Genomic DNA, 20790 nt, shown 5'->3' with positions numbered 1-20790 from the left:
GGCGTCCCCGACCCGGGACGATGACTCCGTCCATCGCCACGAGACCCTAGACTGGGCACGTGAATCGGGGAGCGTCGGGTTACGCCTATTTCGACCAGCCGTTCGCCTGTCTGGCGCACCGGGGCGGATACGTCACCGCTTCAGGGGATGAGGGACGAGAGAACAGCCTGTACGCGTTCGCGAAGGCGGTCGAGTTCGGCTACCGATATCTGGAGACCGATGTGCATGTGACCGCTGACGGTCGGCTCATCGCGTTCCACGACACCGTCCTGGATCGTGTCACCGATGCACACGGACGTATCAGCGAGCTGCCTTTCGACGCCGTCCGTGAGGCCCGGATCGACGGCCGGGACCCCATTCCCACCCTCGACGAGGTGCTCGAGTCGTTTCCCGACACCCGGATCAACATCGACATCAAGGCTCCCGGCGCGATCGAGCCGCTGGCCCAGGCGTTGCGGCATCATCACGCGGAACGCAGGGTCTGCGTCGCATCCTTCAGCGGATCACGCCTGGGCCGGTTCCGCCGCATCACGCGGGGCGCTGTCGCCACCTCGGCGCCCACGCCCACCGTGGCGTGGTCGGCCTTCGTCCCTCAGCTTCCCCGGTGGATCAACACCCCCGGCCAGGCCTTCCAGGTGCCCTTTGCCCAGCAGGTAGCCGGACGCACGATCCGCGTCGTCAACCGGCGTCTCATGCAGGTCGCCCGTGCGCGTGACATGCGCGTCCACGTGTGGACGATCAATGACGCCGACCAGATGCACCGGCTGATCGATCTGGGTGTCGACGGGCTGATCACCGACCGGATCGACGTGCTGAAGCAAGTGGCGCAGGAGCACGGCCTGTGGGACCGGTGAGAGTCGCGGACCGGGTCGAGACCGGGTCCGCAGAACTGTGCGAATGCTGGGAGTGGCGTGTTTCTCCCCCACCCTGGAAGATTCTGTGGTGCGCTGTTGTTGTAATGCGCATCCGAGGAAGGGGGCTGGGACATGGCTGATCGTGCTCTGCGGGGCATGGGGCTCGGGGCGAAGAGCTTCGAGGATGAGGAAGGCGTGGAGTTCGCTGCCCGGCGCGTGCTGGGCTTCGACTGCGAGAGGGGTCATCACTTCGAGATCACGTTCTCGGTCGAGGCCGACCTGCCCACCGAGTGGGAGTGCCCGCGTTGCGGTTCGGTCGCGGTGCGAAGCGATGGGACGAAGACCGAGGAGAAGGATGTGAAGCCTCCGCGCACCCACTGGGACATGCTGCTGGAGCGTCGTTCGATCTCCGAACTCGAGGAATTGTTGGCGGAGCGGCTGGAGGAAGTCCGGCGTACTCCCCACTACTGAACCTGCTGGGGGGCAAGGCGAGCGGGCCCGGGTCGGTGAGAACCGACCCGGGCCCGACTCGTTTCGCTCACGCCTCGGGGGCTGAGACCGCCTTGATTCCTGCCTTCACCGCGGCGCAGATGTTACGAACCTGGGAGGACCGCTTCTCGACCCCCCAGCGGGCCGTCCGCAGCAGCGCCTCGCCGATGATGGAGCCGCTCATCTTCGACTCCCCCGCCGTCCGGTCGGGGAAGAAGATCGGTACTTCGGTCACTTTCCCGCCTGCGGCGATCACACGACGCGTCATGTCCACCTGGAAGGTGTAGCCCTTCGAGGCGACGTCATCGAGGTCCGTCGCCCGCAGGATGGACGCACGGAAGGCGTTGTAGCCGCCGGTGGTGTCCCTGACCGGGATGTCCATGGCGACCTGGATCCAGATGTTCGCGAGCCGGCTCAGCAGTTCGCGGTCCTTGGTCTGGTCGGTGGACCCGCCCCGCATCCAGCGCGAGCCCTTCACCATGTCCGCGTCCCGGTCGCGGAGCGCCGCCAGCAGGTCGGGCAGGATCTCGGGTTGGTGCGACCCATCGGCGTCCATCTCGACCAGGACGTCGTAGTCGTTGTCGAGCCCCCAGGCGAAGCCCGCCAGGTAAGCCGCCGCGAGGCCTTCCTTGCCCTTGCGGTGCAGCACGTGCACCTGCGGGTCGGCTGCGGCCAGCCGGTCGGCGATCTCGCCGGTGCCGTCCGGGGAGTTGTCGTCCACGATCAGCGAGTGCGCGCTCGGCACCGCCTCCCGCAGCCGTTTGACGATGGGCTCGAGGTTGTCGGCCTCGTTGTACGTCGGAGTCACCACGAGGACGCGGTCCAGTGGCTCGGTGCGTTCAGCCATGACTCCGGAGTCTAGCCCTTGTCGCCGGAGTCCGGCTCGGCCGCCTCGGTGGCCGCACGACGCGGCCACCCCAGGATCGCCGTGACCAGTCCGGCCAGTGCGGCTACGAGTTCGAACCACGGGCCGATACGCACCCCGGGTGTCACGGTGTCGCTCAGGGAGACGACGAACGTCTGTGCCGCCGCGGTCGCCTCCTCGCTGCGGGCGAGCACACTGCCGTCGGCGGCGATCAGGCCGGAGAACGAGCTGGTGGTCGCGACGACGATCTCGCGTCCCATCTCCATGGCCCGCACACGGGTGATCTGGAACTGCTGGAGCGGCTGGTTGGTTCCGGTGTAGGTGGCGTTGTTGGACTGAACGGCGATGAGTTGCGCGCCGTTGGTCGTCGTCTCGTAGACGGTCTGGTCGAACGCGAGCTCGTAGCAGATGATGGGCCCGACGGTGACCTGGCGCCCTGCGACGGTCACATCGATCGCGCCGGGCTCGTCGCCTTCGACGGTCTGGGAGCCGACGCCCCTGGCCATCGGCACCAGCGCGAACACAAGCGACTTGAGCGGCGTGAACTCACCGAACGGCACCGCGTTCTGCTTGTCGTAGCGGGCCTGGATTCCCTCACCGGCCTCCCACCACAGTGAGCTGGTCTGACGCTCCCCTTCGCCGGGCCCCTCCATCACCGCACCGACGAGGATGGGGCGATCGGCCAGTTTCGCCGCGGTGTCCACGGCCCATCGGGTGTCCTCGTCGTAGCGGGGGTCGAGGTCGGTCGAGTTCTCCGGCCACAGGACGACGTCGGGCATCGGGTCGACCCCGGTGCGGGCCCGCGCGAGCAGAGTGATGGTCTCACTGAGGTGATTGTTCGTCACGGAGCGGGCATAGCCCATCGTCCGGGGCCCGGCGCTGCCGTCCACGTTCCCTTGGACGACGCCCACCGCTACGGTCTGGTCGTCGTCGGTCTCGGGTATCGGGACGAGGCGTAGTACCCCGCCGACGAGCAGGATCGCCACGATGCCACCGGCCAGGCCGGCGCGACGTACGCGACGCGCCCCTGGCTGTGCCAGCGCGGCGAGCAGGGCTCCGGCGAGCGCCACGAGGAACCCGGTGCCGGCCGCGCCCACGAGGTGCAGGTATCCGCCCATCGGCTGGTCGGGGGTGGTGAACGCGAGCCGGTCCCATCCGAAGCCGCCGAACGGGAACCGCGACCAGCAGAACTCGGCGAGGCTCCACGTGCAAGCCACCCACAAAGGCCAGGCCCGCAGGCGTTGCACCCTCCGGTTGGCCACCGCCAGACCGAGCGTCCACAGGCTCATGGCGGCGACGATCAGCACTCCGACCCACCAGCCCATGACGGCCACGTAGGACACCGTCGGAGTGAACAGGCCGATGCCGAACAGATACCCGACCAGCCCGGTGCCGCGTCCCGTGCTGGGAAGCCTTGACAACCATACGAGACTCGCCACACCGGTGATGGCCAGCGGCCACCAGCCGACGGGCGCGAACGACAGGCCCATGACCCAACCGGCGGCGAGTGCCGCGAGCAGCACCGCTGGCTGCTTCCATCGTGGTGGCAGTGCTGGCACGCAATCGAGGCTACCCTCAGCCCCCAGCGCATGCCGGGTCATGGCCGTGGTGCTCATCCGACCAGTGGCCTGTGCCGGAACAGCGTTCGCAGGACGACCGTCGTCACCGTGTTGACGGGCAGCTCTCGCCGAATGAGGTTGAGCAGATCGTCCAGTTCCTCGGTGGTGCCCACCTGGGCCAGACACAGATAGCTCGCATCGCCGGCCACGGAGTAGCAGGACGTGACCTGGGGCAGGGTGGCGAGGAACTCGGGTACCCGGTCGTCGCGATCAGTGCCCAACGGTTGGATCTCGACGAAGGCCGTCAGCGTCCGCCCGACCCGGGTCGGATCGATCACGGCGCGATAGCCGGTGATGATCCCGCGCTGCTCCAACCGCCGGACACGCTGCTGCGTGGCTGAGGTGGACAACCCCACAGTCTTTCCGAGATCGGTGAAGGACATTCGGCCGTCTCGTGAAAGCTGTGCCAGGATGGCTTCGTCCATTTGCTCCATGCGCCCATGGTGGCACCATTTGGAGGGTGATCCTGGTGCCCACCCTTATCGTGGATACGGCGTCGCTCTACTTCAGAGCGTACTTCGGGGTGCCGACGAGCCTGCAGGACCCTCGCGGTCGCCCTGTGAACGCGGTGTACGGCCTACTCGACATGCTCGCACGGCTCATCGTCCAGTACAACCCCGGAGGGCTCGTCTGCGCATGGGACGACGACTGGCGCCCACGGTGGCGCGTCGACCTTGTGGCCAGCTACAAGGCGCATCGCGTCGCGTCCAGCCCGTCGGGCCCCCAGACCGAGATCGTCGACGACGCGCTCGCCGTCCAGGTGCCGTGGATCCGGGCATGCCTCGAGGCCACCGGACTGCGGGTGGTGGGGGCACCGGGTTTCGAGGCGGACGACGTGCTGGGCACCCTGTCGCGCCGATGGGGGCCCCAGGGCCGGCCTGTGATAGTGGTCACCGGCGATCGCGATCTGTTCCAGTTGGTCGGGGACCATGTACGCGTCGCCTACGCGGGACGCGGCGTCGCCCACAACGAGTTGGTGGACGATTCGTGGCTCCTCGCGAAGTACGGGGTGCTCGGGCGGCAGTACGCGGATTTCGCGACGCTCCGCGGTGATCCGTCCGATGGCCTGCCCGGGGTCACGGGGATCGGCGAGAAGACCGCTGCCGGGCTTCTGGCCGCCTACGGCGACCTGGACGGGATCCTGGCGGCGGCGCTCAACCCCTCGTCGGCCATGACCGCCTCGGTGCGCAAGCGGCTCACCGCATCGGTCGACTACCTTCAGGCCGCCCGGCCGGTGGTGGCGACGGCCGAGGTTCCCCTGCCCGACCTCGACCCCGGCATCGGGCAAGGGCGCGCCGACCTCGCCCGATGTTCGAGGCTGGCCGCCGAGTACGGCGTCCGGGGACCGATGGGTCGGCTGCTGGCAGCGCTCGGGGAGCCTGAACTGCCGCGTCCGGACTGATCCCGTTCATCGACACGTAACAGATTGTTGGCCGAACAATGCTGCGCTCGGGCTCGTCGACTGTCTAGAGTGTCGGCAGAAGAACCCGCGAGGAGGGACGGCCATGCGCCCAGCGACCAAGCCAGGGACGGCGATACTACCGCCCATGACTGGGCGCCTCATGCCGCCACGACTCTAGACCGCTCTGCGCTGCGCGCCGGGCGGTCTTTCGTTTCCGGCTGCACGGAGGAAACGGAGGAAGCATGACGAACGTACTTGTGCTGAATGCGGACGACACCGCTCTCCACACGGTGAGCGTCAAGCACGCCATCGGCATGCTGGTCCGAGAGGTGGCCATCGTCGAGGAGGCGAGCCCCGGTCGCACGATCGGTGTCTTCCCCGTTCCCACCACCCTGCGTCTGACCCGCTACGTGAAGACGGGTTTCCTCTACGCCAAGGAGCCCGGGTGGACCAAACGGGGCGTTCTGCGCCGCGACTCCTGGCGCTGCGCCTACTGCGGCGAGCGTGCCGACACCGTCGACCATGTGGTCCCCAGCAGCCGGGGCGGGACGAACACCTGGCACAACACCGTCGCGTGCTGCCACACGTGCAATTCTCACAAGGCCAACCACACGCCGGACGAGGCGGGTATGCGGCTGCTCTGGCAACCGTTCGCCCCGACTCGTCGGCAACTCCTGTCGACCGCTGCCTGAGCCTGTCGAAACGCACGTTGAGCCTGTCGAAGCGACCGTCCCTTCGACAAGCTCAGGGACCCCAAGAACCAGGCCCACCAAAACGCCCGTTGAGCTTGTCGAAACGACCGTCCCTTCGACAAGCTCAGGGACCCCAAGAACCAGGCCCACCAAAACGCCCGTTGAGCTTGTCGAAACGACCGTCCCTTCGACAAGCTCAGGGGTCCCAAGAACCAAGCCCGTTCAGGGACCACAAGAACCAAGCCCACCAGAACGTTCGTTGAGCCTGTCGAAACGCCGTTGCCGCCCTCAGGCGTCCCCGACGCGTTCCAGCACGTAGATCGCCGAACTCGCGAGCAGGTTCGCCCCTACCTGACCGAGCGCCCGTGGCCTGCCCGACGCCGTCAGCGGCACGCGCTTGACGATGCCCAGCCCCGCCGCGTCGAAGAGCGGCTCCAGGTCGATCAGGGTCGAGTGGTGCAGGTTCGGTGTCGCGTACCAGCTGAACGGCAGATCGCGTGAGCGCGGCATGTGACCGCTGAGCAGCGTCAGGCGGTGCCGCCAGAGACCGAAGTTCGGCATCGACACGATGATGCGGGGGGCGATGCGGCGCATCGCCGACAGCACCAGGTCGGGGCGGAGCAGCGCCTGCAGGGTGCGGCTCAGCACGACCGCGTCGTAGGAGTCGTCCGCGAACAGGTCGAGTTCGTGTTCGATGTCGAGTTCGATCAGCGGGACACCGCGACCGATGGCGGCGATCACCGCGCCGGGTTCGCGTTCGACTCCCGTGCCCGTGCAGCTGCGGCGCCGGATCAGCCAGTCGAGCAGTTCACCGTCACCACACCCGAGATCGAGCACTCGCGAGCCCCCGGGAATGTTGCGTGCGAACACCCGAAGGTCCTCGCGAAGGTGCACCGAACGGGCCGGGCCCGCCGGCGGAAGCGTCGTCCCTGCCGTGTCGTTGGTCATTCGCGCTCCCAGGCGGTGTACCGGAACTCGTGGTCCGACTCGACGAAGGCCTTCACCGTTGCCAGATACGAGTCGATCGTGAGGAGGAACGAGTCGTGTCCCCATGGCGCCCGGATGTCGCGGAAGCTCACGGGCAGATGGGCGGCTGCCAGGCGGCGGACGATCCGCCGGCTGTGCTCGGTCGAGAACCGCCAGTCGCTGTCGAAGCTGATCACCAGGAACCGGACGGGATCCTTGCGCAGGGCGTCGAGTGCGTCGGGGGCGGCGAAGGGATCGAAGTAGTCCATGACGCGTGTGAGGTAGAGGTAGGACAGGGCGTCGAACCGAGACAGGAAGACCTCCCCCTGGTGTTCGAGGTATCCCTCGACCGCGAAGTCGACTCCGAACCCGCGCGAGGAGCGCCCGTACTGCAGGTCGCGGCCGAACTTCTCCTGGAACCCCTCCTCCGAGTTGTAGGTGATGTGGGCCATCATCCGGGCGATCGCCAGCCCCACGTCGGGGTTGGTGTCCAGTTCGGCGAACCGCCCGGCGTGGAAGTTCTCGTCCAGCATGATCGCCTCGCGTCCCACGGCGGAGAAGGCGATGTTCTGAGCCGTCAGCCTGCTGGAGGCCGCGACGACCACGGCGTCGTCCATGTCCGCGGGGTGGTCGATGGCCCACCTCAGCACCTGCATGCCTCCGAGCGATCCGCCGACGGCGGCGTGCAACCGGGTGACCCCGAGATGGCTGCACAGGGCCCGGTGCACCGTCACGAAGTCGGCCATGTCGAGCAGGGGGAAGTCGAGTCCCCAGGGCTGGTCCGTGGCGGGGTTGATCGAGCTCGGGCCCGTCGTCCCCTGACAGCCGCCGAGCATGTTCGAACACACCACGAACCAGTGGTCGGTGTCGATGGCCTTGCCGGGGCCGATCATCGTGTCCCACCAACCGGGGCGCCGGTCGCCCGGGTGCCAGCCCGCGGCGTGCGCGTCGCCGGTGAGCGCATGGCAGATGTAGATCGCGTTGCTGCGGTCGGCGTTGAGCGTGCCATAGGTCTCGTAGGCGACGACGACCTCGTCCAGCTGCTCACCGCTGGTCAGCACCAGGGGATTCTTCGCATCGAACAGCTGGACGTTCCTGGTCTCGACCACCCCGAGCCCGTCCCCGAATTCCGGCATCAGCGTGCGTCGCGGATCGGGGTCTCGGGCCTGCTCGGCGGACAATCAGGCATCGGTCGCCTTTCTGGATCGCTGGAGACGGTCGTGAGCGTTGAGTCGTCCCTGGACAGGGAACTGCCGCCCTTGAAGGTACACCCGTCAACAACCCTGCTCCAAGAGCCCCGTCGACCGGGGCGTCTCGGCGCTACCCCTCGGTGATGACGGTCGAGAACGCCTCCTCGGCCGGCACCTCCTGGCTGACCAGACCGTTGGACGCGAAGAACGTCGCCATGCGACCCCAGCGCCCCGCGTCCTGCTGCCCGAACCGGTCGCTCTGGTAGAGCGGCATGGTTGCGGTGAGGGTGGCTTGTGCCACCGCCTTCTGGTCGTCGTCGGTGAGGGTCGGGATGTACTCGCTCGACAACTCGACCGCCTGTGCAGGGTTCTGTGCGCAGAAGGACGCGCCTTTCTCGGTCCCGGCCAGCAACGCCCTCAGGTCGTCGGGCCGGGCGGCCAGCGTGTCGTCGAGAGTTCCGAACCCGACGCTGACCAGCGGCGGATCGTCCACGGTAAGGGTGCGGATCGCGAACCCCGCCTCGCCGAACCGGACGACGTCGTTGTTGACGTAGCCGACCACCGAATCCACCTTCCCACCGGTGAGGGCGGCGTGCTGGGTGTAGCCGATGGACTGGATGTCGAGGTCGTCGCGGGTGAGGCCTGCTTGCGCCAGTACCGCGAGCAGGCAATACCAGTTCTCGCCGTATTCGCCCGGCAGCCCGATGCTGTGCCCGCGCAGGTCGGACAGGGACCGCACCGGTGAGGCATCCGGGACGATGACCGCCACCGGGTACTGCTGGTAGAGCGTGGCGAAGTCGACCACCGGGATGCCCTCGCCCCGAGCCTGCAGCATCTCGCCGCCGCCCGCGTAGACCACGTCCTCGTCGCCGGTCTGCAGCGCACCCAGGAGCTGCTCGTTGGCCCCGTGGTGGCGCAGCGTCACGTCGAGCCCGGCCTCGGCATACCAGCCCTGCTTGTGCGCGACGTAGACCGGGGCGAACTGGATGTCGGGCACGTAGGTGAGCCCGAGGGTGAGCGCCGTGCCGCCGCCGGACGACGAGGACGCCGACGAGCCCCCGTTGTTCGGCGCGCAGGCGACCAACCCGGCTGCCGCGGCGACCCCCAGGAAGGCGCGACGGGACAGTTTCATAGTTGTTTCTCCTTCTCGATACGGAACAGGGCGCGCCAGTGCGGGCGGGAGGCCAACGGATCGGCCAGCCATTCCACGCCGCTCATGGTCAGATAGATGACGATGGCAAGAACGCTGAGGACGACCAGGGTCGCGAAGAGCCCCACGGTGTCGTTGGACTGCGACTGCACCGCGAGCCTCTGCCCCAGACCGCTGCCTCCCATGACGAGCTCGCCGACCACGGCCCCCGTGATCGACAGAGTGAACCCGTTGCGCAGGCCGGTCAGGGTGGCCGGGAGGGCAAGCGGCCACTCCAGCCAGCGGGCCAGTTGCGTCCGCCCGGCCCCGTCGACCCGTGCCGCGTCGATGACGTCGCGGTCGATGCTACGAAGCCCCAGCACCGTCGACAGGACCACGGGGAAGAACACCATGACCGAGCACAGGAGGACGACCGGCAGCGTCCCGTATCCCACCCAGAGCACCAGGAGGGGCGCGAGAGCCACCGCGGGGATGGCCTGGGACGCCGCGAGATAGGGCGACAAGGCCGCCTCGGCGACATGGTTGTGGGCGATGAGGTAGGCGATGGGCAGCGCGACCGCGGCGGCCAGCAGGCACCCCAGCGCGGCCTCCCACAGTGTGACCAGTGTCGGTGTCACCATCCGTCCCTGTGACAGGTCACCCGCCAAGCGTTCGACCACCGAGCCCGGCGCGGGCAACAGCGTGCGCGGGATACCGCCCGACCTCGCCAGAATCCACCACGCGACGAGCACGACGAGCGCGAGCAGGACGGGGGCCGCGACGCGCACACTCCATGGAGCACGACGATGATGGAGACCCATCGGCTGCGGCTTCCTCCCGGTCAGTCCCGGGGTGCACGCAACCGAACGACGCCCGATCGCGGACGCGGCCCGCGACGAGACGCTCGGACGCGACGTGCTCCTCCCATCCGGACTCTCACCGTCGGTACCGGAATTCCACCGGTTCCACCGCAGCCGATTCTCACCGGTGCGGGTCGCGGACTGTCACCGCCGGTTCGGATTTTCACCGACCCCGGGCACGTACGTTCTTGCTCGCCTCACTATACGCGCCGGTCACGAGGGTAGAGAACGGCGACCGCCACCAGAGCGAGGAACACGGCCAGCGTGCTCGCCATCAGGCTCAGCCGCATGCCCTCGATGAACGCGGACTGCACGACGCCGTCCAGCCGCGAGCCGACGTCCGCGGGCAGGTTGGGGATCGCCTTGATGGCGGCGGCCATCGATTGGAGCACGTCGTGCTGCCATTGCCCGAGTTGGCCGAACACGTCGCTGGACTCGACGACGTCGCGATACCGCGCCGACAACAAAGCCCCGATCACGGCCACGCCGAGCGCGCTTCCCACCTGCATGAGGGCGGTGTTGGTGGCCGACCCGACCCCGCTGGCATCCGGGGGAAGAGAGTCCATGACCGCCTGGGTCGCGGCGGGGACGAGCAGCCCGGCGCCCAGACCGAACAGCAGGGCCCCGGGCAGCAACTGGGTGAAGGTGGTCTGCGTGGTCGTGGCCGACAGCCATCCGAAGCCCGCGACCACCGAGCCGAGGCCAACCAGCACCGTCCGCTTCAGGAGGATGTGCTGCATCAGGTGGGGCGCGGCCATCGCGCCGCCGAACATGGCCGCGGCAACGGGCAGGATGCGTACGCCGGTCTCCAGCGGGCTGTAGTTCAGCGAGAACTGGAGGTACTGGGTCAGGACGAACAGCGCCCCGGCCCCGCCCGCCGTGACCAACCCGGAGACGGCCACGGCGACCGAGAAGCGGCGGTTGCGGAACAGCCCCAGCCGCAGGATCGGGTGCTGCGTCTGCGACTCGCGGACGACGAACACGACCATCAGCACCGCGCCACCGAGGAAGGCCGCAACCACCAGCGGGGAGAACACGCCCAGCCCGGGCGCGGAGATGACCGACCAGCACAGCAGTGCGAGGGCCAGGATCGACAGTGCGGCGCCCGGTGAGTCGATGCCGGCACCGGTCTTCCTGGGCTGCCCGTGGGGCAGCACGACCAGGCCGCCGACGACGATGACGAGTGCGACGGGCACGTTGATGAGGAAGATCGCGCCCCACCTGAAGTGCTCCAGCAGCACTCCTGACAGCAGCGGGCCGACCGCTCCACCTGCCCCGTTCGCACCCGACCACAAAGCGAAGGCGACGGTTCGCTCGTGAGGGTTCACGAACAGGCGTGAGACGAGCGCCAGGGTGGACGGCGCCAGGAGGGCAGCCCCCACCCCCATGAGTGCACGCGCACCGATGAGCAGGCCCGTGGTGCTCACCAGGCCCGCCATGAGGGAGAACGCGCCGAACAGCAGCGTCCCCACGAGGAAGGTGCGCGACTTGCCCCACCGGTCCACCAGGGATCCCGCGACCAGCAGCAGGCCCGCATAGGTCACCTGGTACGCGTCCACCGTCCATTGCAGTTCGTCGGTGGATGCGCTCAGATCGAACGCGAGCGTGGGCAGCGCGACGTTGAGGATCGTGTTGTCGAGGCTCGCCATGAACAGGCCGAGCGACAAGACACCCAGTGCCCACCACCGCCGTCGGTGGGAGCGGGATCGAGAGATGACGGAGACCGCTGGCATGGTCTTCTAGTTGAACCTTCGTGCGGTCATGGTTCGAGGCTAGCGTCCGCGCGCCGACCGGCTCCACTCGCCGAGCCCGGCATGCGGGTCACCTCAGGCGCGGCTCAGGGTTGCTCCCTGCACCGGACGACGGACATCCCCGCTCGCGAAGCCGCCCGTCGGTGACCCGCACTGTCGGCCTCAGGTGATCGAGGCCTGGTAGATGGAGTCGATGGACGCTGCGAGTTCGGCGTCGAACTGCTCGTCCGACATGTCGACCGTGAGCCCCTGGGTGAGTGCGCGGGAGAAGCTGGCGATCATCCCGTGATTCCGGGCCAGCAACGTGTTCGCCTCGTCGCGGGTGTAGCCGCCCGAAAGCGCCACGACCCGCATGACCCGTGGATGCGCGATCGTCTCCGCGTAGAAATCGGCCACGCTCGGAATCGACAGCTTGAGCATCACCTGCTTGCCCTGCGGCACCTCGTCCAGATGACGGGTGATCTCCCGCTTCAGGATCTTCTCGGCGTCCGCCTTGTCGGGCGCGTGGATGTCCACCTCCGGCTCGACGATCGGCACCAGCCCCTTCGCCAGGATCCGGTTCGCGATCTCGAACTGCTGGGCGACGTTGGCGACGATTCCGCGATCATCGGCCGAGGAGACGAACGAGCGCATCTTCGTGCCGAAGATGCCTTTGGCGACCGCCCGGTCGAGCAGGTCGTCCAACCGCGGCATGGGTTTCATCAGCCGCACGCCGTCGGCCTCGGCGGCCAGTCCCTTGTCGACCTTGAGGATCGGGACGACGTGCTTGCGATTCCACAGGTAGTCGGCCGTATCGAGGGCGTCGACCTGCCGGTCCATCGTCTTCTCGAACAAGATGGCAGCCAATATTCGGTCGCCGGTGAAGGACGGCGCCGTCATGATGCGGGTGCGCATCGCGTGCACGAGGTCGAACATCTCCTCCTCGGTGCCGTACGCGTCCTCGCCGATCCCGTAGAGCCTCAGCGCTTTCGGAGTGCTCCCCCCGCTCTGGTCCAGTGCTGCGATGAACCCCAAGCCATGATGCATGCGCTCGGCCTGGTCCGCGCGCGCGGATTCGTTGTTCATCCGAACCTCCTTTTCCTCCGACCCTAGTCGTGTCGACCCCACTTTGTGGGCGTCGCGACAAGCCCAAAGGGGCTTTTCTGGTAGACCGGCGAAAACCGGTGACGCCGGTCGGCCGACACGGCTCGCCTGCCGTCCGCGCACGACTGCCGGCGCCGTCCTCACCGGCGGTTTCCGACCCTTGTGAACCGAGGTACACGCCCCTGCAATCAGCAGTCCGCGACGTTCACCGCCAGGCCACCCAGGGCGGTCTCCTTGTATCGGGTGCTCATGTCCAGCCCGGTCTGGCGCATCGTCTCGACAGCCTCGTCGAGCGAGACGCGATGGCTGCCATTCCCCCACACCGCGGTGCGAGCGGCCACGATCGCGGTGTTCGCGCCGATGCCGTTGCGCTCGATGCAGGGAATCTGCACCAGGCCCGCGACCGGGTCGCAGGTGAGGCCGAGATGATGCTCGATCGCTATCTCGGCCGCGTTCTCTACCTGCCCGGGTGTGCCGCCCAGCAGCTCGGCGAGGCCGGCCGCCGCCATCGCCGCGGCGGTGCCCACCTCACCCTGGCAGCCGACCTCGGCTCCGGAGATGGACGCTCGCCGTTTGCACAGGGATCCGACGGCGGCCGCCGCGAGCAGATACCGCCGGATCCCCTCCCTGCGCGTGTCGGACTCCGCGCGATCGAGCCCGGGCGCGAACCGCAACGCGTAGTAGAGCACCGCGGGGACGATTCCGGCCGCCCCGTTGGTCGGGGCGGTCACGATGCGCTCCCCCGCCGCGTTCTGTTCGTTGACGGCCATCGCTGCCGCTGTCACCCAGTCGCTCGCCTGGGCCGTCAGTCTCGTCATCGCCTCGGCCCCCGTACTGTCGTGGCGCCGCAGGTCGTCGTACAGGTCGCCCGCCCGGCGGCGTACCTTCAGCGCACCGGGGAGCAGACCCCTGGAGTGGAACCCGGCGTCGATGCAGTCGAGCATCACCTGGGCCACGGCGTCGAGGTGGGCGTAGATCGCCTCGCGGCCGCAGTACCGAAGCTCCTCGGCCAGCATCGTCTCCGAGACGGGGCATTCGCGCTCATGGCACAGGGCGAGAAGCTCCGAGGACGACGAGAAGGAGTCCTCGCCCTCGTCCGTGTCGGTCCGGTCGTCCTCACCCTCGGGTGTGGCGAACTCGCGGACGAACCCTCCGCCCACGGAGAAGTAGTAGCGGTCCGCCACGATCCTGCCCGCGCACTCGGCCGCGAAGTGCAGGCCGTTCGGGTGGTACGGGAGCAGGGTGAGCGGATGGCAGACGAGGTCTCGTTGACGCATCGGCACCAGCCGGACGCCGTCGCCGACCCGGACGCGGAGCAGGCCTTCGTCCTCGATGCGCCGGAGCTCTGCAGAGACCTCGCTCGCTGACACGGCATCGGGGCGGTATCCCTCCAAGCCCAGGAGTATCGCCCCGAACGTGCCGTGGCCGCGTCCGGTCGCCGCCAGCGAGCCGTAGACGTCCACCCGGAGACCGAGATCACCGGCCGACCGGTCGGGCGCCCCGGCGGCGAGCCCCTGCCCGATCAGCTCGGCGAACGACGCGGCGGCTCTCATCGGCCCGACCGTGTGGGAACTGGACGGCCCGATTCCCACCTGGAACAGCGTCGTCACACCAACCCGTGCTGCCATCGGCATGGCCCGACCTTTCGACCCGCGGACGAGGCGGCGACGCGGTCACGTCGTCGTCCCCGTCTCGCCAGCCATGCTAGCCATGCCGACCGGGAAGGCTCACACGGCCGGCGGCAGGAAGTCGTTCGTGAAGGCTCCTGTGGTCGAGCCGACGGGGGCGTCGAAGAAGTCGCCGGCCTTCATCCACGCGGTGTAGCCCTCGACCAGGTCGGGCCGGATCGTCCCCCACCTGCCGTCGGCGGCGAGCCAGGAGCCGCGGATCGCCCGCAGCGATGCCCGCAACACGTCGGGGTCGATGTGGCATAGCGGAACCGACATCGCCTGAACCGCGGCGTCCTCGTCGTCCAGCGCCGAGTGGTAGCCTTCGTCGGCCGCGGCCAGGAACAGGCGCACGAACTCGGGATTACGGTCGAGCAGTTCCTCGCGCACCGTGACGAAGTACGAATGGTGCGGGGCGACCCCCACCGAATCGAAGGTGATCACGACGACGTCCTCGGGTGCGCTGACCCCCTGATACGGCTCCCATGCCTTGACATTGACGATCGCGTCGAACTTGCCCTGCTCCACCGAGCGGATGTCCGGTTCCCAGATCCCCGGGTCGGCGACGGTCACGGCGGCGAAGTCACCACCGTCGGCGGTCACGGCCTCGTCGAGGGCCTTGACGAGACGGTTCGCCGGCGGGATGGCGACCGTCCGGCCCTCCAGGTCGCGGAATCTGCGGATCCCGGTCGCGGACGTGGTGATGAGCCCACCGAGCTGGCTCTGGTTGAGGGTGGCCACCGCGACCAGCGGGGTGCTCGTCAGCCGGGACTCCAGCACCTGCCCCAGCCGGATGGACGCGATGTCGTACTCCCCTCGTGTGAGCAGGCGGGCCGCGTCCCCACGGTCGACGCCGTCGGATATCAGGTCGACGTCGAGGCCACGACGGGCGAAGGCACCCGCGTGCCGGGCCAGGAAGAGCCCCGCGTGGTTCGGCCAGGGATGCACGTATTCGAGCCTCATGCGTGTGAGGGCCATCAGATGTTCGTCCTTTCCATCGGAGTGTTCGTGTCCGTGCCGGCGGGAAGCGCCAACAGGGACGAGACTTCGGCACACAGCCGGAAGTAGCGTTCGTCGCGTCGCAACGCGGGAGACCGTGGGCGCTCGAATCCCACAGTGACCGTGCCGACCACCTGGCCCGGTCGGGGTGACAGCACGACCACCGTGTCGGCGAGGAAGACCGCCTCGCCGATGTCGTGGGTGACCAGCACGCTCGTGCGGCCGACCGATGCGGCCGACAGCCACGTCTGCAGGGTGCTGCGGGTGATCGAGTCGAGCGCCGCGAACGGCTCGTCCAGCAACAGCAGCCCACGGTGGGTGGCAGCCGTGCGGATGAAGGCGACCCGGCTGCGCATGCCACCCGACAGTTCCTCGGGCAGCGCCTCGGTGAACTCGCCGAGGCCGAAGTCGGTCAGCGACCGGCGTGCCGCGTCATCGGCCGATCGGCGTGACCTCCCGGATAGTTCGGCGGCCACCGCCACGTTGCCCGCTGCCGTGCGCCATGGCAGCAACGAGTCCTGCTGGGGCATGTAGGCGGCCACACCCAGCAGGGACGGCACCGGGCGGCCGTCGACGAGGACTCGTCCGGCGGTCGGTTCGTCGAGACCGGCAAGAATGTTGAGCAGGGTCGTCTTCCCGCACCCACTGGGGCCCACCACCGCGACGAACTCGCCGCTGCCGATCTCGAGCGACACCCCGTCCAGCGCGGCCACCCGCGTCCGCCCGGCGACGAAGTCGCGGGCCAGACGCTCGGTGCGAACCGCGGGAGCCGGGGTCGCGGGGTGCTCCGCGGGCTCCCCGGGTGGTGATGGTGCTGACGCACGCCGGAAGCGCCGTGGCGCACTCAGCCATTCCAGCGCCGCGACGACGCCGAACAGCAGCAGGGTGAGCGCGGTCAGGGCGACGGCGGCCGCGAACACGAGATCGGTCCGGAAGGACGCCTGCGCGGAGAGCAGGTAGACGCCCAACCCCGCACGAGCACCGAGGAACTCGGCAGTCGCCGCCGTCGCCGGCGCGTAAGTGGCGGCTATGCGCAGGCCGGAGAAGAAATGGGTCGCCGCATGGGGGGTGCGCACGCTGAGCAGGATCCACATCCTGGAGGCGCCCAGCGTGCGCGTGGCGCTGATCTGCGCCGGCGGTACCCGTTTCAGTCCCCGCAGGAGCGCCACGGCGACCGGGAAGACCGCATACAGGGCCACGACAAGGGCCTTCGAGCCCATCTCGAAGCCGAACCAGATGATCACCAGAGGCGCGACCGCGATCAGCGGGACCGCCTGCGACAGCACCAGCACCGGATACAGGGCTCTTTCGAGCACCGACGAGGCGAACAGGCAGTAGGCGACCGCCACGCCGATCACCGTGCCCAGCACGAGGCCGGTGAGTGCTTCGGTGGCGGTGACGCCCACGGCCCTGCCCAGTTTCGGCAGGTCGGCCATCGCGGCGGTGACGATGCGCGTGGGCGACGGCAGGACGCGAGGTCTCACCTCGAAGACGGTGACGACCAACTGCCACACGATCACGACCCCCAGAAGCACCACGGCCGCCAGGGCGCCACCGGGCCACTGCGCCCTGGCGCCGGTCGAGGGTCCCGGCCGGCGTGGTCGCCGATCGTCGCTCATGTGAACTCCGGTCCCGGTCTCAGGCGAGGTAGTCGTTGGTGACCAGGTCGTCCACCTGGGGTGCGGTGGCGAGCGGCTTGCCTTCGGCGTCCACGAGGAGCCCGCTGGACGCCAGGTAGTCGACGAACTCCTGCCACGCCTCGACGTCCGCGGTGCCGACGCCGCCCTGCGCGTCCCGCCAGTAGTCGGTGAGCATCTCCTGGCTCCTGCCGGCCAGTTCGGGGTCGACGGTGGCGTCGGGATTCGCCTCGACGAGGATGTCGGCTGCCTCGTCGGGATGGTCCATGGCGTACTCGTAGCCCTTCTGGGTCGCTTGGACGAACCGCCGTGCCACGTCCTGGTTGTCGGCGAGGTACGACCTGCTGGCGGAAATGCCGATCTCGGCGGGGGTCACGGTCACGCCGTAGTCGCCGGGGAAGAAGAAGTCGACGGGGGTACCGGCCAGCTCGGCCTCGATGCCCTCCCACGTGCTCAGGCCCTGGGCGAAGTCGGCTGCACCGGTGTAGACCGCCTGATAGGCGCTGGTGCCGAGCGTCACCTCGTCGAACTCACCGGTGCCACCGTCGTTGACGATCATCTGCTTGACGCCCGCGATGGTCTCGGCGGCCCCCCACGAGGCGAAGAGCTTCCCGTCCAGGTCGCTCGGCCGGCTGATGCGGGAGTCGTCCGCCCGGTAGGCGATACCCGCCGACGACTTCTGCTGGATGTTCAGCACCATCTGCAGGTCCTCGCCCTGCGCGGCAGCCTGCGTCACCGACGAGGCACCGGAGATGCCGAAGTCGGCCCCGCCGGAGGCGAGCACGCTCTCCACGCCGGCCTGGGAGTACGGAAGCACGGTCAGCTCGATGCCGGCGTCGGCGTAGTAGCCCAGCTTCTCGGCCACGAAGATTCCGCTGTGGTTCGTGTTGGGCGTCCAGTCGAGCACGATGCTGACCGCGTCGGCCTGGTCGCCCGAGGCATTCGGTGATCCATCGGTGGCCGGTTCACCACTCGAACACCCGATCAGGCTTCCGGCAAGCAGCGTCGCGATCAGCGCCGAACCCACCCGGCGAGCCCCGTTCCTCTTCGTCCTCTTCATCTGGTTGGACCCTCCTCGGTGGTCATCCACCGTCCGTGTTCGGGGACGCCCGATCGCGTCCCGCCCCGGTTGTTCATCGCTCGCACCGCTCATCGTCCGAGCCGGCCTCGTAGCCAGGCCGTGAATCCGCGTCCCGCCCGGGTGCCGAACCAGGCCGTGTGGGCCTGGAAGAACACGCGATAGCTCCACTCGCAGGAGTCGAGATCGTGCAGCACCCCGTACTGATAGGTGATCCAGTTGAGAGCGGCCTCCGACTGCACCACGGCCATGAGGTCGGGCAGCGCGGCCCGTTCCGCCTCGTGAAGCGGACGTACGCCCTCGTAGCCCGCGATCAGGGCGTCGATGACGTCGGTGCGATAGGCGTCGTGGTGGCCGTTCATGATGTCGAGCCAGCAGATCCCGTTGCGCTCGATCGCGACCGCGAGGTCGTACAGGGCGAAAGCCCGATCGGCCAGCCCGAAGTCGATGACCTCGCGTACCTCGTCGCCTTCCCACATGGCGTTCGAGACGTGGAGGTCGCCGTGCGTCCAGTTCGCCCCCAGCTCCGGGATCCACCTGCCCAACCGTGACGAATAGTCCGCGTGCATCCTGGCATCCGTGGCGAGGTCCTTGCCGGTCTCGGAAAGGTACGCACGCACTGCCGGGCGCTCGTCCAGCCACTGCGTCAAGCGGTCGATCGGGTCGGCCATGAACAGCCCGCACCGCGACTGGAAGGCGGACGGCGCCGGGGCGGGCGCGTCGAAGCCCTCGGACGCCAGCGCGAGCCGCGCGCACGCCGCACCGAACGAGCGGGCCTCGTCCGGCCGCCGCGGAGGCGTCCACGAGTGGGCCTGTCGGTAACGGTCCTCACCGTGGGCGGCGGCCGAGACCTCGTAGAGACCCTGCGCCGTCCGAAACGCCGTCGTCCCGTCGGCGAAGCGCAGGAACGGCGGCGTGGGGAACCCATGCGACACCAGATGGTCCACGAAACCGTGGGTCGCCTCCAGTTGGCCGACCTCGATGCTCGCGGGGGCGTAGCGCTTGACGAACACACGCCCCGAGGGAGTCTCGACCAGCGCGGCTGCGGCAGTCGGCCGGTTGCTGTGGAAGACGATCCGCGTAGCCCGTTGCGGTGACGCGAGCATCCCCAGCACACGGTCGGCCTCCACGACCGTCAACCGCGGCCAGACGGGTGCCACCACGTCCAGCTGCGGATCGTGTCCGAGGCCCTCGGCCTCCCCGCCGTCGTCGAGCGCAGACATCGCCTTCCCATCCCCAGGTCGCACATGCATGCGCGGGATCGGAAATGGCGAGAATCTGCGTCCCTTCGCTGGCATTACCCAGATCAGGTTCACCGGTCGGAGGAGCTACCTCCCTCTCAGCCCCTTCCCGGGGCTCCCGTGCTGTCGTCACAGTAGCATGCGGTCACGGGGACGCCCCACCCGCCCACCGACCCGGGCCGGGCGAGCACGATGCAGCCCGTTGCGACGCGACGTCGCCGAGCCCCGGGTCAGGTGCCCCGGGCGGAATCGATCACCAACACCGCCACAGCGAGAGCCAGCAGCCCCGCGACGAGTACCGGCGCGGCCTCTGGGGCGAACGCCCCGATCGGCAGGGCGGAGCAGCGTGCGATGTCGCGCATGAGCTTCCCCGGCGCCGAAGGGTTGACGAAACGGATTGAGTTAGGTAACCCTAAGTCAGAGTTGTTCCGTGTTCGATCCGAGGCGGACCTACCAGACGAGGGAGCTTCCCATGGGACGAGGATTCCAAGGAGCCGTGCTGCGAGTCTTCGGCGCCCGAGACCACAAGGCGACGGTGACCGGCATCGAGTCGCTCGCACCACACGTGGTCCGCGTCCGGATGACCGCCCCCACGCTCTTCGAGAAGGTCGAGGCGGCCCCCACGGCCTGGCTGCGCATGTGGTTCCCCGACCCGCACGGCGGCTCGGCCGAGTACCAGCGCGCCTACACCTTCAGCGAGGCCGACGAACAGACCGGGGACTTCGCGGTCGACTTCGTCGTGCACGAACCGGCCGGTCCTGCGTCGTCGTGGGCCACGAAGGCCCGGCCGGGCATGGCGCTGTCGGTGACCTCGCTGGGCTCGTCCCGGTTCGACCTGCCCGACGAGCTGCCGAAGGGATACCTGCTCATCGGCGACTCGGCGTCCATCCCCGCGATCAACACCGTCCTTCACACGGTGCCGGCCGACGTCCCCGTGGAGTTGTATCTCGAAAGGCACACCGACGACGACCTGACCATCCCCCTCGTCGAGCATCCGAGCCTCCGGCTGCACTGGACGGCCCGGGACGACGAGACCTCGCTGGCAGAGGCGCTGGAGGAACGCGACTGGTGGGGTTGGCATGCGTGGGCGGCATGTGAGTCGGGGTCGCTCAGGCATGTGCGCAAACGACTGCGTGACGAGTTCGGGTTCACCAAGCCCCGATTGCACGCCCAGGCGTACTGGAACCAGGGACGCGCGATGGGGACGACGGCTCCCGCACAGGACGCCTGAGACCGCTGCGGGACGAGCCCAGGAGACGAACCCACGG

General features: G+C 68.6%; 20 protein-coding genes and 2 riboswitches. Of the genes, 5 read left to right on the top strand and 15 right to left on the bottom strand.

Going from position 1 to position 20790, the window contains the following annotated elements:
- Positions 1-59 precede the first annotated feature (59 nt).
- Together FB473_RS06995 and FB473_RS06990 are read left to right on the top strand one after the other, a co-directional pair.
- Positions 60-854 carry a glycerophosphodiester phosphodiesterase family protein gene (locus FB473_RS06995; RefSeq protein ID WP_341770063.1) on the top strand — a complete coding sequence of 265 codons (795 nt, stop codon included), beginning with the start codon at positions 60-62 and terminating at the stop codon, positions 852-854.
- A gap of 132 nt (positions 855-986) precedes the next feature.
- The gene (locus FB473_RS06990; protein WP_167165918.1) at positions 987-1325 is read left to right on the top strand and encodes an RNA polymerase-binding protein RbpA; all 339 of its coding nucleotides are present in this window, start codon (positions 987-989) and stop codon (positions 1323-1325) included.
- A gap of 67 nt (positions 1326-1392) precedes the next feature.
- Here the strand turns inward: FB473_RS06990 and FB473_RS06985 are convergent, their stop codons facing one another.
- From FB473_RS06985 to FB473_RS06975, 3 genes are read right to left on the bottom strand one after another with little or no spacing between them, the layout of a single operon-like run.
- Entirely contained in the window at positions 1393-2190 is a 798-nt protein-coding gene (locus FB473_RS06985) for a polyprenol monophosphomannose synthase (protein ID WP_167165916.1), read from the bottom strand.
- Positions 2191-2201: 11 nt separating this feature from the next.
- Entirely contained in the window at positions 2202-3767 is a 1566-nt protein-coding gene (lnt, locus tag FB473_RS06980; RefSeq protein ID WP_167165914.1) for an apolipoprotein N-acyltransferase, read from the bottom strand.
- A 53-nt stretch (positions 3768-3820) separates the two neighbouring features.
- The gene (locus tag FB473_RS06975; protein ID WP_167165912.1) at positions 3821-4261 is read right to left on the bottom strand and encodes an Lrp/AsnC family transcriptional regulator; all 441 of its coding nucleotides are present in this window, start codon (positions 4259-4261) and stop codon (positions 3821-3823) included.
- 35 nt (positions 4262-4296) lie between these two features.
- Here FB473_RS06975 and FB473_RS06970 point away from each other — a divergent pair, with 35 nt between their 5' ends.
- Both FB473_RS06970 and FB473_RS06965 read left to right on the top strand, forming a co-directional pair.
- Positions 4297-5229, top strand: coding sequence for a 5'-3' exonuclease H3TH domain-containing protein (locus FB473_RS06970; RefSeq protein WP_167165910.1), 933 nt, complete (start codon positions 4297-4299; stop codon positions 5227-5229).
- A gap of 242 nt (positions 5230-5471) precedes the next feature.
- Entirely contained in the window at positions 5472-5921 is a 450-nt protein-coding gene (locus FB473_RS06965; protein ID WP_167165908.1) for an HNH endonuclease, read from the top strand.
- Positions 5922-6209: 288 nt separating this feature from the next.
- Here the strand turns inward: FB473_RS06965 and metW are convergent, their stop codons facing one another.
- From metW to FB473_RS18225, 12 genes are all read right to left on the bottom strand, one after another.
- On the bottom strand, positions 6210-6869 hold the full coding sequence (gene metW / locus FB473_RS06960; protein WP_167165906.1) for a methionine biosynthesis protein MetW: 660 nt from the start codon (positions 6867-6869) through the stop codon (positions 6210-6212).
- The gene (metX, locus tag FB473_RS06955) at positions 6866-8023 is read right to left on the bottom strand and encodes a homoserine O-acetyltransferase MetX (protein ID WP_167165904.1); all 1158 of its coding nucleotides are present in this window, start codon (positions 8021-8023) and stop codon (positions 6866-6868) included. The genes metW and metX overlap by 4 nt, the downstream gene beginning before the upstream one ends.
- A gap of 184 nt (positions 8024-8207) precedes the next feature.
- Positions 8208-9209, bottom strand: a complete 1002-nt coding sequence (locus FB473_RS06950) for an ABC transporter substrate-binding protein (protein WP_167165902.1) — start codon at positions 9207-9209, stop codon at positions 8208-8210.
- Positions 9206-10027 carry an ABC transporter permease gene (locus tag FB473_RS18230; RefSeq protein WP_167165900.1) on the bottom strand — a complete coding sequence of 274 codons (822 nt, stop codon included), beginning with the start codon at positions 10025-10027 and terminating at the stop codon, positions 9206-9208. Before FB473_RS18230 ends, FB473_RS06950 begins: the two co-directional genes overlap by 4 nt.
- A gap of 90 nt (positions 10028-10117) precedes the next feature.
- Positions 10118-10250: riboswitch (FMN riboswitch) on the bottom strand.
- Positions 10251-10266: 16 nt separating this feature from the next.
- Positions 10267-11799: an MFS transporter gene (locus tag FB473_RS06940; RefSeq protein ID WP_167165898.1), complete on the bottom strand. Its 1533-nt coding sequence runs from the start codon at positions 11797-11799 to the stop codon at positions 10267-10269.
- A gap of 180 nt (positions 11800-11979) precedes the next feature.
- The gene (locus tag FB473_RS06935; RefSeq protein WP_167165896.1) at positions 11980-12882 is read right to left on the bottom strand and encodes a fructose bisphosphate aldolase; all 903 of its coding nucleotides are present in this window, start codon (positions 12880-12882) and stop codon (positions 11980-11982) included.
- 206 nt (positions 12883-13088) lie between these two features.
- Complete coding sequence (locus FB473_RS06930; protein ID WP_167165894.1) at positions 13089-14528, bottom strand: L-serine ammonia-lyase; 1440 nt, start codon at positions 14526-14528, stop codon at positions 13089-13091.
- 99 nt (positions 14529-14627) lie between these two features.
- Positions 14628-15545 carry an ABC transporter substrate-binding protein gene (locus tag FB473_RS06925; protein ID WP_167165892.1) on the bottom strand — a complete coding sequence of 306 codons (918 nt, stop codon included), beginning with the start codon at positions 15543-15545 and terminating at the stop codon, positions 14628-14630.
- Complete coding sequence (locus FB473_RS06920) at positions 15545-17185, bottom strand: ATP-binding cassette domain-containing protein (protein WP_167165890.1); 1641 nt, start codon at positions 17183-17185, stop codon at positions 15545-15547. The genes FB473_RS06925 and FB473_RS06920 overlap by 1 nt, the downstream gene beginning before the upstream one ends.
- Positions 17186-17204: 19 nt before the next feature.
- Complete coding sequence (locus tag FB473_RS06915; protein WP_167165888.1) at positions 17205-18263, bottom strand: ABC transporter substrate-binding protein; 1059 nt, start codon at positions 18261-18263, stop codon at positions 17205-17207.
- 89 nt (positions 18264-18352) lie between these two features.
- Positions 18353-19504 (bottom strand): phosphotransferase enzyme family protein, encoded by a 1152-nt coding sequence (locus tag FB473_RS06910; protein ID WP_167165886.1) that lies wholly within the window; start codon positions 19502-19504, stop codon positions 18353-18355.
- 42 nt (positions 19505-19546) lie between these two features.
- A riboswitch (TPP riboswitch) is annotated at positions 19547-19654 on the bottom strand.
- Positions 19655-19752: 98 nt separating this feature from the next.
- Positions 19753-19884 carry a hypothetical protein gene (locus FB473_RS18225; RefSeq protein WP_279588568.1) on the bottom strand — a complete coding sequence of 44 codons (132 nt, stop codon included), beginning with the start codon at positions 19882-19884 and terminating at the stop codon, positions 19753-19755.
- Between the two features lie 68 nt (positions 19885-19952).
- Here FB473_RS18225 and FB473_RS06905 point away from each other — a divergent pair, with 68 nt between their 5' ends.
- Positions 19953-20753 (top strand): siderophore-interacting protein, encoded by an 801-nt coding sequence (locus FB473_RS06905; protein ID WP_341770062.1) that lies wholly within the window; start codon positions 19953-19955, stop codon positions 20751-20753.
- Positions 20754-20790 lie beyond the last annotated feature (37 nt).

Origin of the sequence: Brooklawnia cerclae (assembly GCF_011758645.1) — a bacterium.
GTDB classification, from domain to species: Bacteria; Actinomycetota; Actinomycetes; order Propionibacteriales; family Propionibacteriaceae; genus Brooklawnia; species Brooklawnia cerclae.
Note: the sequence above shows the minus strand (reverse complement) of the source record. Positions and strands in the feature narration are given on the sequence as shown.